The 17767-nt window shown below is 70.7% G+C and carries 14 protein-coding genes; 4 read left to right on the top strand and 10 right to left on the bottom strand.

Annotated elements, in window-relative coordinates; translation table 11 throughout:
• Positions 1-21: 21 nt before the first annotated feature.
• Positions 22-1602 carry a purine-cytosine permease family protein gene (locus tag ACIRR9_RS08150; protein WP_403749022.1) on the bottom strand — a complete coding sequence of 527 codons (1581 nt, stop codon included), beginning with the start codon at positions 1600-1602 and terminating at the stop codon, positions 22-24.
• Between the two features lie 212 nt (positions 1603-1814).
• Entirely contained in the window at positions 1815-2345 is a 531-nt protein-coding gene (locus tag ACIRR9_RS08145) for a hypothetical protein (RefSeq protein ID WP_403259656.1), read from the bottom strand.
• Positions 2346-2668: 323 nt separating this feature from the next.
• On the opposite strand from ACIRR9_RS08145, the gene ACIRR9_RS08140 reads away from it, so the two are divergent.
• Positions 2669-3091, top strand: coding sequence for a subtilase-type protease inhibitor (locus ACIRR9_RS08140; RefSeq protein ID WP_384573758.1), 423 nt, complete (start codon positions 2669-2671; stop codon positions 3089-3091).
• A 134-nt stretch (positions 3092-3225) separates the two neighbouring features.
• On the opposite strand, the gene ACIRR9_RS08135 is transcribed toward ACIRR9_RS08140, so the two are convergent.
• The gene (locus ACIRR9_RS08135; RefSeq protein ID WP_403748835.1) at positions 3226-3609 is read right to left on the bottom strand and encodes an STAS domain-containing protein; all 384 of its coding nucleotides are present in this window, start codon (positions 3607-3609) and stop codon (positions 3226-3228) included.
• A gap of 270 nt (positions 3610-3879) precedes the next feature.
• Complete coding sequence (locus ACIRR9_RS08130; protein WP_403748833.1) at positions 3880-5385, bottom strand: MFS transporter; 1506 nt, start codon at positions 5383-5385, stop codon at positions 3880-3882.
• A gap of 212 nt (positions 5386-5597) precedes the next feature.
• On the opposite strand from ACIRR9_RS08130, the gene ACIRR9_RS08125 reads away from it, so the two are divergent.
• A complete protein-coding gene (locus ACIRR9_RS08125) occupies positions 5598-5945 on the top strand; it encodes an ArsR/SmtB family transcription factor (RefSeq protein WP_403748831.1) in 348 nt (115 codons plus the stop codon).
• Positions 5946-5950: 5 nt separating this feature from the next.
• The gene (locus tag ACIRR9_RS08120) at positions 5951-6481 is read left to right on the top strand and encodes an SRPBCC family protein (RefSeq protein ID WP_403748828.1); all 531 of its coding nucleotides are present in this window, start codon (positions 5951-5953) and stop codon (positions 6479-6481) included.
• A 4-nt stretch (positions 6482-6485) separates the two neighbouring features.
• Here the strand turns inward: ACIRR9_RS08120 and ACIRR9_RS08115 are convergent, their stop codons facing one another.
• The 5 genes from ACIRR9_RS08115 to ACIRR9_RS08095 form a co-directional block, all read right to left on the bottom strand.
• Entirely contained in the window at positions 6486-9302 is a 2817-nt protein-coding gene (locus ACIRR9_RS08115; RefSeq protein ID WP_403748825.1) for an NHLP bacteriocin export ABC transporter permease/ATPase subunit, read from the bottom strand.
• 1 nt (position 9303) lies between these two features.
• Positions 9304-11526, bottom strand: coding sequence for an NHLP family bacteriocin export ABC transporter peptidase/permease/ATPase subunit (locus ACIRR9_RS08110; protein ID WP_403748823.1), 2223 nt, complete (start codon positions 11524-11526; stop codon positions 9304-9306).
• Entirely contained in the window at positions 11523-12329 is an 807-nt protein-coding gene (locus ACIRR9_RS08105) for an HlyD family efflux transporter periplasmic adaptor subunit (protein WP_365350112.1), read from the bottom strand. Before ACIRR9_RS08105 ends, ACIRR9_RS08110 begins: the two co-directional genes overlap by 4 nt.
• Before the next feature lie 109 nt (positions 12330-12438).
• The gene (locus ACIRR9_RS08100) at positions 12439-12654 is read right to left on the bottom strand and encodes a type A2 lantipeptide (RefSeq protein WP_403748820.1); all 216 of its coding nucleotides are present in this window, start codon (positions 12652-12654) and stop codon (positions 12439-12441) included.
• Between the two features lie 505 nt (positions 12655-13159).
• On the bottom strand, positions 13160-13573 hold the full coding sequence (locus ACIRR9_RS08095; protein WP_403748817.1) for a PaaI family thioesterase: 414 nt from the start codon (positions 13571-13573) through the stop codon (positions 13160-13162).
• A 208-nt stretch (positions 13574-13781) separates the two neighbouring features.
• Here ACIRR9_RS08095 and ACIRR9_RS08090 point away from each other — a divergent pair, with 208 nt between their 5' ends.
• Complete coding sequence (locus ACIRR9_RS08090) at positions 13782-15218, top strand: S1 family peptidase (RefSeq protein WP_403748815.1); 1437 nt, start codon at positions 13782-13784, stop codon at positions 15216-15218.
• 82 nt (positions 15219-15300) lie between these two features.
• On the opposite strand, the gene ACIRR9_RS08085 is transcribed toward ACIRR9_RS08090, so the two are convergent.
• On the bottom strand, positions 15301-17454 hold the full coding sequence (locus ACIRR9_RS08085; protein ID WP_403749019.1) for a PP2C family protein-serine/threonine phosphatase: 2154 nt from the start codon (positions 17452-17454) through the stop codon (positions 15301-15303).
• Positions 17455-17767: the final 313 nt, after the last annotated feature.

The raw sequence follows: 17767 nt of genomic DNA, 5'->3' as shown, positions 1-17767 counted from the left end.
GGCCGTACACCGGCCTTCGAGTCAGCTCGCGGCGGTCGCCGCAGGCCGGGAGGTGTCCGGTTCGGCGCCCGGGCCGGTGATCGGCGGCACCGGGACCTCGACGGTCCGGGCCAGCCGGGGACCCTCGGGGCCGTAGACCGCACGCGGCTCCGGGAAGACCCACAGCAGTGTCAGGAACAGCACCGCGGCCACCGCGAGGGACAGCGGCAGGCTGATGTCGACGCCGCCCGCCAGGCCGCCCAGCGGGCCGACGAACTGGCCGGGGATATCGGTGAACAGCACACCGATCACCGCCGAGACCCACCAGGCCGTCATACCGCGCCAGTTCCAGCCGTGCGTGAACCAGTAACGGCCGCCGCGCTGACGGCGGTTGAAGACCTGCAGGGCGTCCGGGTCGTACCAGCCGCGCCGGGTCCAGAAGCCCAGCATCATCACGACCATCCACGGGGTGGTGCAGGTGATGATCATCGTGGCGAACGTCGAGATCGACTGCACCAGGTCCAGGCCGAACCGGCCGATGAAGATGAACGCGATGGACAACACGCCGACCAGGAAGGTCGCCTGCACCCGCGACAGGCGCGGGAACACCGAGGAGAAGTCCAGGCCGGTGCCGTAGAGCGAGGTCGTGCCGGTCGACATGCCGCCGATCAGGGCGAGCAGACAGACGGGCAGGAAGAACCAGCCGGGGGAGATGGCCAGCAGTCCGCCGACGAAGTCCGGGGCCGACGGGTCGACGTACTTCGGTGCCTTCGCGGCGATGATGCTCGCGGTGGCGAGGCCGAAGACGAACGGCAGCAGCGTCGCGATCTGGGAGAGGAACGCGGCGCCGACCACCCGGCGGCGCGGCGCGTCGGCCGGGATGTAGCGCGACCAGTCGCCGAGGAACGCGCCGAACGACACCGGGTTGGAGAGCACGATCAGCGTCGCGCCGATGAAGGACGGCCAGAACATCGACTTGGTCGCCGCGTCCGCCGAGGCCGTGAACACCCCGGCGTACGACGGGTCGAAGTCCCCGGCGAACGCGAACGCGCCGAGCACGAACAGCACGCTCGCCGAGGCCACCGCGACCTTGTTGACGAACAGCATGAACCGGAAGCCGTACACACACACCGCGAGGACCAGACACGCGAACAGCGCGTACGCGACGACGTACGACAGCGTGCTCCGCTCCAGGCCGAACAGCCGGTGCGCGCCGCCGACCAGGGCGTCGCCCGAACTCCACACCGAGATCGAGAAGAACGCGACGGCCGTCAGAAGGGACAGGAACGAGCCGACCACCCTGCCGTGCACGCCGAGGTGCGCGGAGGAGGCGACGGCGTTGTTGGTGCCGTTGACCGGGCCGAACACCGCCATCGGGCACAGGATCAGCGCGCCCGCGACCACCCCGAGCAGGGTGGCGGCCAGGCCCTGCCAGAAGGACAGGCCGAACAGGATCGGGAACGCGCCGAGGACGCAGGTCGAGAAGGTGTTGGCACCGCCGAAGGCGAGCCGGAACAGGTCGAGCGGGGTCGCGGTGCGGTCCGCGTCGGGGATCCGCTCGACACCGTGGACCTCGACTTCGGTGAGGGACGGCGCGGCGGTGGGGGAGGGCTGCGAGGACAACGGGGGCTCCAGCGGAGGACGGCGGTGGAGCGCGGGGTCGGCGCGACGGCGGGCGGACGGCCGTGGCGCGCCGCGGGGTGTGCGGCGGTCCATGGGCCGTCCTGACAGGGTTCCGCCGACGCTAAAGCCCGGGTCAAGTCCGCGACGAGGAGACTATTCATCCCACTTTCGCAGCCGGAGTGGATGATTCGCCCATGGTCGGACGGCCGGTCTCAGTCCTCCTCGGCGTCCGGCCCCTGCGCCCGGACCTTCTCGACGTGCTCCAGCGATTCACGCAGTTCGGTCAGCCAGTCGTCGGTGTGCTTCTGGACCAGCCGCACGCACCAGGCCAGTGCCTCGCTGCGGCTGCGCGCCACACCTCCGGCGATCAGCGTGTCCAGCACCTGGCGCTCGGGCTGGCGCAGCCGGGTCATCACCGGCGCCGCCACATGCGTGAACAGCGCCCGCTGCCCCGCGCACTCCACACCCCAGGACACCTTGCGCCGGAACTGGTGCTCGGCCTCCCGCGCCACCCCGATCCGGGTCTCCCGGGTGCGCTCCCGGAACTCCTGGATCCGCCCCTGCACCGCCGCCTCACGCTCGGCGTCCGAGACGCCCTCCGCGAGCTTGGGTCCGGGGATGCGTCCGACGACGGTGACCTCCTCGCGGTCGACCGTCACCTCGACCAGTTCCTCGAAGAGGTCGTCGGGAAGCCGGCCGGCGAACCAGCCGCGCAGCTTGTCTCGTTGCTCTTGAGTAATCATGTAATGACGATTACTCCGTTGCAGCACAAAGGCAAGGGCTTGCCGCGATGTCCGCCGACAGCGGAAGCGGAATGTTTCAGGACGATTAACGAGGCGATGGGATCAGGCCATCTGGCCGCTTCGGGCGATCAAGAACCGCTCCGTTGAGCGGTCGACGCGTTCGATTTCCGTGACTTCACGCCACTGATTCAATACGCAAGGTTACTGAATTCGATGGGTTCGATGTGTGTTTCGGCGGCGGACTCGGCAGAGTGGCGCCCGCCGCCCCGGCACCCACCGGGCCGAGGGCGGCACCCGTCGAATCAAGCGGAAGGATGCACACAATGCGAACCACCGCGCGCTGGGCAGCGACCCTCGGCCTCACGGCCGCCGCCGTCTGCGGACCCCTGACCGGGGCCGCCGTCGCCGCCCCGAGCTCGCTCTACGCCCCCTCGGCCCTGGTGCTCACCACCGGCCACGGCAGCGAGGCGGCCACCGCCACGCCCGAACGCGCCGTGACCCTCACCTGCGCCCCGACCGCCTCCGGCACCCACCCGGCCGCCGCCCAGGCCTGCGCCGAACTACGCGGCGCCGGCGGCGACTTCGATGCCCTCACGCCCAGAACCGACGTGTGGTGCACCAAGCTCTACGACCCCGTCGTGGTCACGGTCGAGGGTGTCTGGCAGGGCAAGCGCGTCTCCTACGAGCGCACCTTCGGCAACGCCTGTATGAGGGACACCTACGGCGCGAGCGTCTTCGCGTTCTGAGACCCGGGATCGCACGGTCCTCGTGACTGCCGGACAGGTCCGCAACTGGGGAGTGCGGCCCATGGCGCGGGGAACCAGCGATCTCGCTGCGGGGGTCGGACGGGCGGAGTGGGGCCGCCCGCCGACCCCTGGCATCACCGCCGCTCCCCGGTGCTCCCGTCCCGGGGAAACCCGGGGAGCGGCGGAAAGCGTCCCAACAGCCCCGAGGCCCTGAGGAGTCGTGGAATCCGGGGCCCTTCGCACACCAGCCGCAGCCGCCCGCCCCGCTCCTTGGCGCGCGCCTCGGCCCTGCACAGCACCCGTAACCCCGAGCAGTCGAGAAAGTCCAGCCGCCGCAGATCGACGAGCACATCGGGCTCGGGCCCGGCGGTGGCGGCGAGCAGATGCTCGGCGAGCAACTCCTCGGTGGCGATGTCCACCTCGCCGAAGACCTCGACGACGAGGTACGACCCGCACCGCCGAGTACGCGCACAGGAGTTGGCGGCGGGCGGCCCACGGTCAACGGCTTCCGGCGTCATCTTGGCTCCACCTGGCATGGGGCGCATACGGGCCCGGTTGTTACCCACTGGGAGCGCGCCCCATCCCTGACAGGAGCAGCGCAAGATCAGGTTCACTCGACCGTGTGAATTTCTTTAAAGAGGCTTGACCTGGCGCCCCTTTAGGGGCGCGGGGAACTGCGCGACCAGCCACAGTGAACCCGCAGTCGGCAACGGCGAGCCATGGCAACGGCGAGGGGCCACCGTCTCCCTGCTGACGGCGGCCCCTGGGTCCCTGCGGCTCCTTGGGAACTACATGTGCACAACCGGCGCCGCATCGGCGTCCTGCTCCGGCACTCCTCGCCGGAAGAGCAGGAAGGCGATCACCGCGCCCGCCACGAACATGCCGGCCGACCACCAGAACGCCGTGGTGTAGCTCTCGATCGTCGCCTGCGCCTGCACCAGCTTGCTGGTCGCGTCCTTGCCGGCCAGGTAGTCGGACGCCGCGCTCGCGGCCAGCGTGTTGAGCAGCGCCGTACCGATCGAACCGCCGACCTGCTGCATGGCGTTGACCGTCGCGGAGGCGACACCCGCCTCGTCCGCCGTCACCCCGCCGGTGGCGAGCTGCATGGCCGCCGGCATGACCAGGCCGAGGCCGAGGCCGGTGACGATGAGCTGCGGGAGCACCGCGCTGACATAGCTGGAGCCGACACCGATCCCGGCCAGCCAGGCCATGCCGGCCGCGGAGACCGCGAAGCCCAGCGGCACGACCGCCTTCGGTCCTATCCGCGGCACCAGGACCTGCGTGCCCACCTGTGCCGTCACCATCAGGGCGCCGATCATCGGAAGGAACGCCACACCGGTCTTGGTCGGGCTGAAGCCGAGGTTCAGCTGGAGGTAGTAGGTGAGGAAGAGGAACACACCGAACATGCCGCCGGCGGAGATCAGCACGGCGAGGAACGAGGCGCCCCGGTTGCGGTCGAGCAGGATGCCCAGCGGCAGCAGCGGGTGCGCGGACTTGGTCTGCCACCAGGTGAAGGCCGCCAGGAAGAGCACACCGGCGATCAGGAAGCCCCAGGTCAGCGGCGAACCCCAGTCGTGCGTCTCGGCGTTGGAGAAGCCGTAGACCAGCGAGAACAGACCGGCGGCGACCAGCACCGTGCCCGGCACGTCCAGCTTGGAGTTGGCGGCGTCACGGTGGTTGGTCAGCAGCATCATGCCGCCCACGAAGGCGACGACGGCGATCGCGACGTTCACGTACAGCGTGTAGCGCCAGTCGAACGCGTCGGTCAGGACGCCACCCAGCAGCAGGCCGAACGCACCGCCGGCACCCGCGATGGCGCCGTAGACACTGAACGCCCTGGCCCGCTCACGGGCGTCGGTGAACGTGGTGTTGAGGAGGGAGAGCGCGGCCGGTGCGAGCAGTGCGCCGAAGGCACCCTGCAGGGCGCGCGCGGTGACCAGCATGCCGAAGCCGTTCGCGGCACCGCCCAGTGCCGAGACGGCGGCGAAGCCGACGACTCCCACGAGGAAGGCCGTCTTGCGGCCGAACAGGTCGGCGATCCGGCCGCCGAGCAGCAGCAGGGACGCGAAGGCGAGCGCGTAGCCGGTGACGATCCACTGCCGGTTGCCGTCGGAGAATCCGAGGTCGGCCTGGGCGGACGGCAGGGCGATGTTCACGATGGTCGCGTCGAGCACCACCATGAGCTGGGCGACGGCGACGACCGCGAGGATCCACCACCGTTTCGATGAGGAGGCGGCAGGCGGCGCCTCCACGGAACCGACGTGGACGTCGTCGGTCAGGGTCTTCTCAGACATTGGCGAACCATTCCAGGGAAGCCGTTCGGGATGTACCGAAGAAGCCGCCTCGAACGACGGCCCTGCAAGGCCGCGAACGAAACGGTTTCGTACACGTCGAGCCTAGACCACGTTCAGCGAAACGGCAACGTTTCGCTGGGGAGGGGGGTGCGGCCGCCGTGAGCTCTGCGTATTCCTTGACAGGAATATAACCAGTCGCGCATATTGAAACCATGTCCGAAGACACCCTCTGGACCGCCCTCGCCGACCCTCACCGAAGAGCCATAGTCGGCCTGCTCCTGACGCGCCCCCGGCCCGTCGGCGAGATCGTGGACGCATGCGGCCTCAGTCAGCCCAGTACCTCCAAGCACCTCAAGGTGCTGCGAGAGGCCGGCCTGGTCCGGGTGCGGCAGGACGCCCAGCGCCGTGTCTACGCCCTCGACCCCGCCCCGATCGCCGAGCTGGACGCCTGGCTGGCCCCCTACCGCCGACTGTGGAACCGCAGCCTGGACGCCCTGGGGCACCGCCTCGACGAGACGACGTACGACCCGGAAGAACCCCCTTCGAAGCCCAAGGACTGATCCCCATGCCCGCCGAACTCACCGGCACCTACGTCACCCTCGACGACGGCCGCCCGGCCGTCCGCTTCAGCCGCCTCTACGGCCACCCGATCGACCGCGTCTGGCACTTCGTCACCGACCCCGACGAACTCGCCGGGTGGTTCCCCTCCCGCGCCGAGATCGATCTGCGCCCCGGCGGCGCCGTCAAGTTCACCGGCGACCCGAACATGCCCGAGTCGTACGGCACCGTGCTCGCCGTCGACCCGCCCCGCCACCTGACCTTCGACTGGGGCGGCGACGAGCTCCGCTTCGAGCTCGCACCGGACGGCGAGGACCGCACCCGCTTCACCCTCACCCACGTCCTGGGCGAGGAGAACACCGCCGCCCGCAACAGCGCCGGCTGGGAGGTCTGCCTCACCGCCCTCGACGCCAAGGCCCACGGCGAACGCTTCGAAGGGCCGCACGCCGGGGTCAACGCGCCCTGGAAGGAGTACTACCAGGGCTACCTCGACGCCGGCCTGCCCTCCGGCGCCCCCGTTCCCGGCCTCGACACCTGAGCGATCACGCCAGCTGCCGCCGCACCAGCTCGTGCAGCCGGCCGCCGGTGTCGGCGAGCAACCGGGCCGGCGGGCCCTGCTGGGCTACCTTGCCGTCCTCCATCACGATGACACGGTCGGCGTCCATGACCGTCGACAGGCGGTGAGCGATCACGATCCGGGTGGCGTTCAGCTTGCGTGTGCTCTCGATGACCGTGCGCTGGCTGTCGTTGTCCAGCGCGCTCGTCGCCTCGTCGAAGAACAGGATCCGCGGCCGCCGGATCAGCGCCTGGGCGATCATCAGCCGCTGCCGCTGACCGCCCGAGATCGCGCCGCTCCCGGCGACGATCGTGTGCAGCCCCATCGGCATCCGCTTGATGTCCTCGGCGAGGCCTGCCATCTCGGCCGCCGCCATCGCCTCTTCGGGGGTGTACGGCTCGGTGCCGCAGATGACGTCCAGGATGGAGCCGGTGAACGGCTGCGCGTGCTGGAGCACCACACCGCACTGACGGCGTACGGCGGACTGGTCGAGCGCGCCCAGGTCCTGACCGTCGTACAGGACGCTCCCCGACACCGGCTTGTCGAAGCCGATCAGCAGCCGCAGCAGCGTCGACTTGCCACAGCCGCTGGGGCCGACGACCGCCACGAACTCGCCCGGACGGATGTCGAAGGAGACATCGTCGAGGACCAGGGGGCCGTCGTCCGCGTAGCGGAAGGACAGCCGGCGGGCCTCGACCGCGCCGGACAGCGGCCCCGGGCGGGTGCTGGCGGTGCGTACCTCGGGGGCGGCCTCCAGGACCGGCTTGATCTCCTCGAACAGCGGCAGCGCGGCCACCGCCGACACGAAGGAACCGGTCAACGACGTGACCGCGGTGAGCAGCATCGTCACCGACGTGTTGAAGGTGAGGAAGGACGCCGCGTCCATGGCGCCCCTCGCCGGGCCGGCCAGCAGCATGAACATCAGCAGGGTGCAGACCGGGAGGTAGACCGAGCCGAGGACCGTGGTGAGGTTCTTGATCCGGCCGACCTTCTGCTGGAGCTCCCGGCTGCGCGCGAACTCGCCCGCCCAGGCCGCGTACGCGTAGTTCTCGGCCGCCGCCACCCGCAGTTTCGGCAGACCCCGCAGGGTCTGGAAGGCCTGGTTGTTCAGCTTGTTGCCGAGCACCACCAACTTGCGCTGCCAGCGCACCTGCCACAGGCCGAGCCCCAGGAACAGCGCGGCGATGACCACGAGCATGCCCATCGCGGCCAGCGCCATCGGGACGCTGAACCAGAACAGCAGGCCCAGGTTCATCGCGCCGACCGTCACCGACTGGGCGACCACCGGGCCGACGCCCGCCAGCAGCCGGCGGATCGCGCTGATGCCCATCGCCGCGCTCGCCAGCTCACCCGTCGAACGCTGCGTGAAGAACTTCGTGGGCAGCCGCAACAGCCGGTCCCAGACGGCGGGTTGGAGCGTCGCCTCGATACGGCCCTCCAGACGGAGGATGGTCAGGTTCTCCAGGAGCGTGAACGCGGCCGACACCACCGCGCTGATCATCACCGCGAGACAGACCTGCACGATCAGGTTCGTCTGGGCCTTCGGCACGTAGTCGCCCAGCACCTTGCCGGTGGCGATCGGCACCAGCGAGCCGATCGCCACGGTCACCAGACCGGCGAGGAGCAGACTGCCCAGGTCGCCACGCGTGCCCTGCAGACTGAACCGGAGCAGACCCAGCGGAGTCAACGCCTTGTCGGGCAGCGGGCGGTAGAACATCACCGCGCGCGGCTCGAACTCCTCCGCGTTCGCCTTCTCGATCGGTGTCTCCCGGCCGGTCGCCGGATGGACGGCCACATAGCCGCCGCGCCGCCACAGCAGTGCGACCGGCGCCCCGGACAGGGCCCGGTGGCCGACCAGTGGGCCGACGTTGTCCCGCCACCAGCTGCCGTCGAGCCGTACCGCCCTAATACGAACCCGCGAGGCCAGCGCCACCCGTTCGACCGGGTCGATGCGGTCGCTCTCGGTGCCGCTCTGCGCGGGCTCGGCGAGGGTGATGCCCGCTGCCTGGGCGACCAGTTTGCAGGCCGCGTAGGAGGCGTCGGCGTCGGCGGCCGTGGTGCGCTTGGACCCCTTGCCGATGGAGGCCAGAAGGGTGCGGTCGGCCTGGGCGCGGACGGCCTCACCGGCCTTGATACCGGCCGCGGTCCGGGTCTCGTGGGTGCGCTCCAGCTGCTCGATCCAGCGGTCCAGCGTGGTGAGCAGCCGGTACTCCTGGTCCACCATGCTCTGCCACACGGCCGGGTCCATCAGCAGGTCCGCGGCCGCCTCCGCGCCGTACAGCGAGCCGTACTGGACACTGCCCGGCGGCACCTGCATCCAGAAGACGTCGTCGTCGGTCGGGGCCGCGGCCCGCTCGCTGGCGGTCATCGGCGCCTGGAAGAGGATGGACAGGCCACGGCCGACACCGAGGGCGAGGGCGTACTCCAGGGGGCTCGTCGTCGGCGGTACGTACTGGGGGTTGCCGTACTCGTCGTAGGACCAGGTCTGGGTGCCGGCGGGCTGGTACAGCTCGCGCAGGCCGATGCGGTGGACCACACAGTCGCGCAACGGGCGTGCCACCAGCGTGTGCTGGGGCCCGGCGACCGGACCGAGCAGCAGCGAGCCGGCCTCCAGCCGCCCCAAGTGGTGCCAGTGGCCCTGCTGTTCGGCGTCCACCGCGAACAGGTCCAGAGCACCGGACGCCACCAGCCACAGCACCTGCGGACCTTCGAGGTCCAGCCGGTTGAAGCCGGTGCAGTCGATCCGGGCACCCAGCGAGCCGAGCGCGCCGAGAACGAGGTCGCCTCCGTCTACGGTCGTCATCTCATCGCTCCCTGACCAGCGCGGCGTACGCCCCGCCGTGTGCCACCAACTCGTCGTGCCGCCCGCGCTCCACGATCGTCCCGTGCTGGAGCACGACGATCTCGTCGCTGTCGCGGACCGTGCTCAGCCGGTGCGCGATCACCACGCAGGCACAGCCGCGCCGGCGCAGGTTGTCCATCACGGTCAGCTCGGTCTCGGCGTCCAGCGCGCTGGTCACCTCGTCGAGCACCAGGATGCTGGGACGGCGCACCAACGCCCGTGCGATCTCCAGGCGTTGCCGCTGGCCGCCGGAGAAGTTGCGGCCATCCTGCTCGACCCTGCTGTGGATACCGCCGGGCCGGCGCGTCACCACGTCGTACAGGGCCGCGTCCCGCAGCGCCTCCACCACGGCCTCGTCCGGGATCGACGGGTCCCACAGCGCCACGTTGTCGCGCACCGAGCCCTCGAAGAGGAAGACGTCCTGGTCGACGAAGGAGACGGAGGCCGCGAGCGCGCCGCGCGGGATGTCCTCCAGACGCTGGCCGTCGATGCGGATCACCCCCTCCCAGGGGGAGTAGAGACCCGAGATCAGCCGGGAGACCGTGGACTTGCCGCTGCCCGAGCCGCCCACCAGGGCCACCTGCCGGCCCGGTCCGACGGTCAGGTTGAAGCCGGTGAGCAGGGGCTTGTCGAGCGGGCTGTAGCCGAAGGTGATGTTCTCCAGCTCGACATGGCCCTGCAGACGCCGGGTCGAGTCACCGGCGCCGGGGCGGGCGTAGATCGGGTCCGCCTGGAAGTTCTCCACGTCCTTGAGGCGGGCCACGTCGGCCGCGAAGTCCTGGATACGGCCCGCGACACCGTTGAGCCGGGTCAGCGGCGCGGTGAAACGGGTGACCAGCGACTGGAAGGCGACCAGGAGACCGACCGAGATGCCGCCCTCGACCGCCCGCATACCGCCGATCCACAGGATCAGCGCGCTGTTGAGGGTCGCGAGGGTCGGGGCCACCACGCCCAGCCAGGCGCTCGGCACACCGAGGCGCTGCTGTTCCTCCAGGGTGGCCGCGTGCTGCCCGGCCCACTTGCGGAAGTAGCCGTCCTCGCCGCCGGTCGCCTTCATCGTCTCGATCAGCTGAAGGCCGGTGTAGGAGGTGTTGGTGAGCCGGGCGGTGTCCGCGCGCAGCTTGGCGGTCCGGGTCGCGCGCAGCCGTACGACGAACCGCATCGCCACGATGTTCAGCAGCGCCACGCCGATGCCGAGGAAGGTGAGCTGTGTGTCGTAGGTATAGAGGAGTACGGCGTAGAGGACGACGACCACCGCGTCCACGCCTGCCGCGGCGAGGTCGCGGGCGAGGGTCTCGGCGACCTGGTCGTTGGACTGGAGCCGCTGGACCAGGTCGGCGGGGCTGCGCTGGGAGAAGAAGGTCACCGGCAGCCGCAGCAGATGGCGCAGGAAGCGGGCGCTGGAGAGGGTGGAGGAGACGATCCGGCCGTGCAGCAGGTTCGCCTGCTGCAACCAGGTCAGCACCAGCGTGAGCAGGACACAGGTGCCCATGGCGGCGAAGAGCACGGCGAGCAGCGAGGTCTGGCCGCCGATCAGGAACAGGTCGATGTACTGCCGGCTCAGCGCGGGCAGTGCCGCGCCCACGACCACCAGCAGCAGGCTGGCCAGGACGGCCGCGGGCATGGTGCCGGCGGTGCCCCGCAGCCGGGCCGGCATCGCGCCGAGGACGCCGGGACGGCGCCCGCCCTTCTCGAAACCGTCGCCCGGTTCCAGGACCAGCACCACACCCGTGAAGCTGCCGTCGAACTCCTCCATGGGCACGAACCGGCGGCCCTTGGCGGGGTCGTTGATGTAGACGCCCCGGCGGCCGAAGCGGCGGCCCATGCCGTCGTAGACGACGTAGTGGTTGAACTCCCAGAACAGGATGGCCGGGGCTTGGACGTCGGCGAGGGCGGCCAGGTCCATCTGCATGCCCTTGGCCGTGAGGCCGTAACTGCGGGCCGCTTTCAGGAGGTTGCTGGCGCGTGAGCCGTCGCGGGAGACACCGCAGGCGATCCGCAGCTCCTCCAGCGGGACATGACGGCCGTAGTGGCCGAGGATCATCGAGAGGGAGGCGGCGCCGCACTCGACCGCCTCCATCTGGAGCACGGTGGGCGTGCGGACCGTGCCGCCGCGGCCCTTGGGCACCGGACGCTTGGGCGGGGCGGCGCGCCGGCGGCCGCGGGTCTCCTGGGCGGTGGTCACGGGAGCAGCCAATCGACGGGACGCTGGTCGGCCAGCCGGATCGAACCCGAGGCCAGGGTCATGGAGTCGAGCCGGAACGGCGGCCCGTCGGCCGAGGACCACTTGTAGCCGCTCTTCGTCCTGTTCGACGTGTCCAGCCGGACCAGTACGGCCACCGGGCGGCCCTTCTTGCTGAACTGCTCGCCCAGCTGGCTGTCCCCGAGGAACGCGGCGATCGACTGGGCCGACTGGGCGGAGCGGTCCACCGACTTCACCTGGCCGCGCAGCACGCCGTACTCCTGGGTCGACACCGACGACACGGTCAGGTCGACCTGGGCGTCCGCCGGTATGGAGGAGGCGTTCTCGGCGGGGACGTAGACCGTCGCGTACAGCGGGTCCGAGGCGTGCGCGATCTTCTCCACGGCGGCGACGTTCGCGCCGGTCTGGATGATCTGTCCGATGGTGGCGGCCAGCGCGCTGATCCGCCCGGCGGCGACCGTGCGCACGATCGAGTCGCCCTGGGGGGTACGGACCTTCAGGACGGGGGAGTTCGCCGGGAGCCGTTCGCCCTGCTCGGCGAGGACGGCCGTGACCTGGCCGGCGACCGGGCTCTGCAGGATGTAGCTGCCCTGCCCGTGGGTGAGGATGGCCTGCGCGCTCACCGTGGAGGCGACCGAACCGGTCACCGCCCACACCGAGGCCGCCGCCATCACGACGACCGAGACGGACAGCGCGAGCCAGCCCTGCGGGCGGGCGAAACGCACCGGGAGATCGAGCTCCTCCGGTGACTGGAGCTTGGCGAGGGCCTGTTGGCGGAACTGCACGGAACTTCCCTCACCTGTGGGAGAGACGCTGATGAAGAAGGCGTTTCAGAACGCCCGAGAGCCCCGGGGCCGGGATCCGGCTCCGGGACTCAGCGGCAACGAGGTGCGATCAGAGACCGGCGACCAGGTTGGTGACCGGCTGGGTGTTCAGGCCGGTGACACCCTCGACGGTGCCGACAGCGGTGTTGACCAGGCCGGAAACCGGGGCGATGCCGTCCACCAGGCCGGTCACGGTGCCGAGCGCGTTCAGGGACAGACCGCCGGAGACGTTGTCGAGCTCGGCGTCGGAGATCTCGACGGTCTCAACCTGGGGGGTGGAGTTCATGATGGAACTTCCCTTCATATGGATATTCACAAGGGGGGAGAACGGCCCCCTACGGCCCTTCGGGACGAGACAACGGTCCTGTGGGGACGAGCGGATGGCCGCGACCGCGGGTGCTGGGCGCCCGTTTCCGGGAACCCTTCGCGGTCCCTGCGGTGCGATGGATCAAAGCACGCCCGCGGTCCGCGCTTCCAATCAACCAGGGGTCTCACCTGGGAACTTGAGCCTCAGAAGGGCTCATCCGTGCAGGCGTGCGCACGCCATGTCGGCGACTCCTTCACAAGCCGCACGACTTCGCCCCAGCGCCGAGGCTTGCCCGCCCGGTGGCGAATCCGGCACACCGCGCCAAAGGCGCGGCAGGGGGCGTGCGGTTGTGCAGATCCGTCGCTTCCCGTGACTTGGTTGGGTATTCGATGTGCAGATTCCCTGAAGCAAGGATTCCGGTCCGTGATCGCAACGGAACGTCAGTGATCGATTGCTGACCGTGTCGGTTCGGGGGTGCGGGCTCTCACCCCAGCAGTGCGTAGACAGTGCTTGCCCGGGCGGCGAGCGCGCCCGAACTCTCGTCGCGCATGGTGATGTCGGCGAACGCCATCCGGCGGCCCAGCTTGGTCAGTACCGCTTCGATCAGGACATCCGTACCGGTCACCGCGCGCTGGAAAGACGTGGACTGCTGCACCGTCGTCATCGGCACGAAGGAGCCCCGGGCCGCCGAGACCGCGATCACCGTCGCCGTGTCGGCGGCCGCCATCAGGGCCTGCCCCGACAGTCCGCCACCCTCCCTGGACAACCGCTCCGACCAGGGCAGACGCAGTGTCGCCCGGTCCTCGCCCACCGCCTCGACGGTCAGTCCGAGATCGAGCACCCAGGGGGCGAAGTTGGCGGAGAGGATCTTGTCGGCTTCGGCGGTGGTCATCGTCATATGGGGGATTGTTCCCGGGCCTCGGACGCACCACGCGCAGCCACGCCACGACACCCACGGGCATGGCCGATTTTCAGCCGGTCCAAGGAAGTTGGGAACCGGAATTGAACGCACCACGTGACCCGCCCGTACCTATGAGCATCCAGGCGCCGCTCACGAACGACTGCCCTACTACGGCAGGTACTCCGTCCCTTGGAGGTCGAGAAGTTTGAGTCACAAGCGAATTCCGAAGCGCAATGCCGCGATTGCGGCGGGCGGTGTGGTGGCGCTCGGAGCTGCGGCCTTTCTGCTGCCGAACGCCAACGCGTCCCAGGACAACGCCTCCGGTGCCAGCACCGCGCCCAAGGTCCTGAAGGCGACGCAGGCTTCGGATCTCTCCTCGCAGCTGCAGAGCCTCCTCGGCCAGGCGTTCGCCGGGGCCTACTTCGACAGCGGCAAGCAGCAGCTCGTCGTCAACGTCGTCAACGGCGACAACAACGTGATCGTCCAGGCGCAGAAGGCCGGCGCGGTCGTCCGTCAGGTCGCCAACAGCACCTCCGCGCTGGAGGCCGCCGCGGCCACCCTGAAGACCAAGGCGACCATACCGGGCACCGCCTGGGCCATCGACCCGAAGACCAACAAGGTCGTGGTGAGCGCCGACAGCTCCGTCACCGGCGGCAAGTGGGACACGCTGGAGTCGACGGTCAAGGGCCTCGGCTCCAACATGGCCACCCTCAAGAAGTCGTCGGGCACCTTCAAGACCCTCGTCTCCGGCGGCGACGCGATCTTCTCCCAGGTGGCCCAGGGCACCGTCCGCTGCTCGCTCGGCTTCAACGTCAAGGCATCGGACGGCAGCCCCGCCTTCCTGACGGCCGGTCACTGCGGGGTCGCGGCCAAGGACTGGTCCGACTCCCAGAACGGCCAGCCCATCGCCACCGTGGACCAGGCCCAGTTCCCCGGCAACGGCGACTTCTCGCTCGTCAAGTACAACGACGCCACCACCCAGGCGCCGAGCGAGGTCAACACGGGCCAGCAGACCGTTCCGATCACCCAGGCGGTCGACGCCACGGTCGGCGAGACCGTGTTCAGGATGGGCTCCACCACCGGTCTGCACGACGGCCAGGTCACCGGCCTCGACGCCACGGTCAACTTCGCCAGCGAGACCGTTCCCGGCGGCACCGACACCGTCACCGGTCTCATCCAGACCAACGTCTGCGCCGAGGCCGGCGACAGCGGCGGCTCGCTGTTCACCCAGGACGGCGGCGCGGTCGGCATGACCTCCGGCGGCAGCGGCGACTGCACCGCCGGCGGCGAGACCTTCTTCCAGCCGGTGACCACCGCTCTGAAGGCGACCGGCGCGACCCTCGGTGACGCGGGTGCGGGCGCCGGTGACGCCGGTGCCTCGGCCGACCCGTCGGCCACCGCCAGTGACCCGGCGGCGGGCGGCGACCAGGTCGGCGGCGTGGCCGACCCGTCCGCCACCGCCAGCGACCCGGCTGCCGGTGGCGACCAGAGCGGCACCGGCGCGGTCGACCCGTCGGCCACCGCCAGTGACCCGGCCGCGGGCGGCGACCAGAGCGGCACCGGCACCGCGACGGGTACCGGCGACCAGTCCGGGACCGTCGCGAACGGCACCAGCAGCAAGCACCACCACAAGAAGGGCTGACCGGCCCCACCAGCGGTTCCGTTCGGCAGCGGACGGCCCGGCCCTCCGGCGGGAGGGCCGGGCCGTCCGCTGCCCGCGGGGTTCAGCCGTCCGGCTGGGCTCGCAGCAACAGCACCGCCACATCGTCCACACGCTCCTGCGCCGCCGCACTGTGCCGCACGAGCGTGTCGGCGAGCCTGTCCAAGGGCTGGTCGCCGTTCTCCGCGAGCAGTTCGCCGAGACCGACCAGCGCGTCCTCGATGTCCACGCCGGGTGATTCGACCAGCCCGTCGGTGTAGAGGGCGAGCACCGAACCCGGCGCCAGCGAGACCTCGGTGGTCGGGTACGTCGCCTCCGCGTCGATGCCCAGCAGCGGACCGCCGGCCAGGTCCAGCACCCGTACCCGGCCGTCCGGCCGTCTCAGCAGCGGCGGCGGATGCCCGGCCCGGGCCATCACCGCCCGCCCCTGTGCGGGATCCAGCCGCAGATACAGACAGCTCGCGAACAGGTCCGCGCCGAAGTCGATCAGCAGCCGGTTGGTGCTGCGCATCACCTCCTCGGGCGCCTGTCCGACGGTGGTGAAAGCCCGTACACCGGTACGGATCTGGCCCATCAGCCCGGCCGCCGTCACGTTGTGCCCCTGCACGTCCCCGATCACCGCCGCGGCCAGCGGCCGGGTCGGCACCAGGTCGTAGAAGTCGCCGCCGATCTCCATGCCGTGCATGGCCGGCAGATAGCGTGCGGCCGCCTCGACACCGGGCGGCGGGGTCAGCGAGTGCGGCAGCAGGGCCGCCTGCAGACCGTGCGCCAGCTGGTTCTTCGCGTCGTAGAGCAGGGCCCGCTCCAGGGCCTGCGCGATGAGCCCGCCGAGACTGGTCAGCACGGCGCGCTCGTCGGCGGGGAAGGCATGCGGTTCGGCGTAGGCGAGGACACAGCTGCCCACCGGCCGCCCCGACGCGATCAGCGGCAGGATCGCCCACGCGGCGAACCCGTCCGGGGAGTCGCGCCGCCCCGGATACAGCCGTTCCAGCTGCTGCCGTGACTCGAAGAACGCGGGCACACCGGTGTTCAGGACATGGGTGCCAGGTGTCCGCGAGGCCAGCGGGATACCGTCGAACCGCTCCACGACCTGCGGATCGTCGTACCCCCGGTGCCCCAGCACATGCAGCCGCCCGCCCCGTGACCCGAGTATCACCAGGGCCTGGCTGCCGACGGCGGGGGCGACCTCGTCCGCCACCAGCTGCACCACGTCCTGCACCCCGACGGCCTCGGTCAGCGCCCCGGCCAGGCTCAGCACCTGCGAGATGGTGACCAGCCGGGGGGAGGCCGCCGCGTCGGCGCGCGGCAGCGCACCCACCATCTCGGCGGCCGCCCGCGCCCGGGTGATCCGGGTGGTCAGCCCGGTCCTGCTCGGATACATCCGGAACGACAGCCAGTCGCCCGGCGGCTTCAGCGCCACGAACGACGTCACATGCTGGCTGATCAGCGCGGCCCGGTAGCGGTCCTCGTACATCGGGTCGTTCAGCCAGGGCACCGACACCCACGGCTGGGTGCCGAGCAGTTCGCCGGCCTGGACACCGAGCAGTTCGGCCGCCGCCGCGTTGGCGAACGCGACCCGCCCGTGCAGATCGAGCGAGGCCAGCCCGTACGGCAGCCGTGCCACCATCCGCGCCGCCTCCACCGTGCCCAGCGTGCCCGCCCCCGACACCGGCGCCGTCAGCAGATCCGGCTCGGCCCGCAGCGCACGGTTCTCCCGGGCGGCCCGGTCGAGCCGCACCGCCAGCCGTTCGCACGCCGCCGTCAGCGCCTGCCGCTCCCTGTCGGACGGCACCGTCGGATGCGAACCGGGCCAGGTCACGTACACCGCCCCGTACACGGTGTCGGCCGTCGCCACGGGCAGCGCGGCCAGCACGAACGGATACGGCAGCACCACCGCGATCCGCGGATACCGGCGCGCCATGTCCTCCTCACCGCCCACCCACACCAGCCGGCGCTCGCGCACCGCCTCCGCCACCGGGATCGGCGCGCTCAGCCCGACCCGCTCCCAGGGCGCGGCGAACGCCCGGGGCAGCCCCGCCGTCACCGCCATCTCCAGGACCGGCTCGTCGGCCGCCATCAGATAGACCCCGCCGGAGTGCGCCTGCACCTCTTCCATCATCGAGGCCAGCGCGAGCGACAACAGCGGCCGGCCGGACCCGGCGTCGTCGGCCGCCGGCTCCTCCACGGTCGGCTCCACCGGCGCCGGAGGGGACCCCATCGCGTCGGACACGCCCGACCACCTCCTCGCCCGGCCGCGCGTCGCGTCCTCGGGATCAAGGCTCCCTCGCGGCGGCGACCGGCGCACGGCGAGAGCGGCAGGAGCCACTGCACCGGGCGGCCTCCGTGTACCCCGTTCACGCCCGCACATGCCCCCGCAGTCGATGCGCGCGGCGGCGTACGAGCGCCTGGCGTGCGCCCCCGCGCACCCTGATGGCCGGAACTCCGCGCCCGCGAGGGGTGGCGGACGCCAACAATGGGGCACGCGGTCAACACCTTGAACCGAAGAACCGAAGGACGGCTGGCTGAGGGGG

It is taken from the genome of Streptomyces sp. NPDC101234, assembly GCF_044767525.1.
Taxonomy (GTDB): Bacteria; Actinomycetota; Actinomycetes; order Streptomycetales; family Streptomycetaceae; genus Streptomyces; species Streptomyces sasae.
The sequence above is the reverse complement of the archived record's forward strand: the minus strand, read 5'-3'. Positions and strand labels throughout refer to the sequence as shown.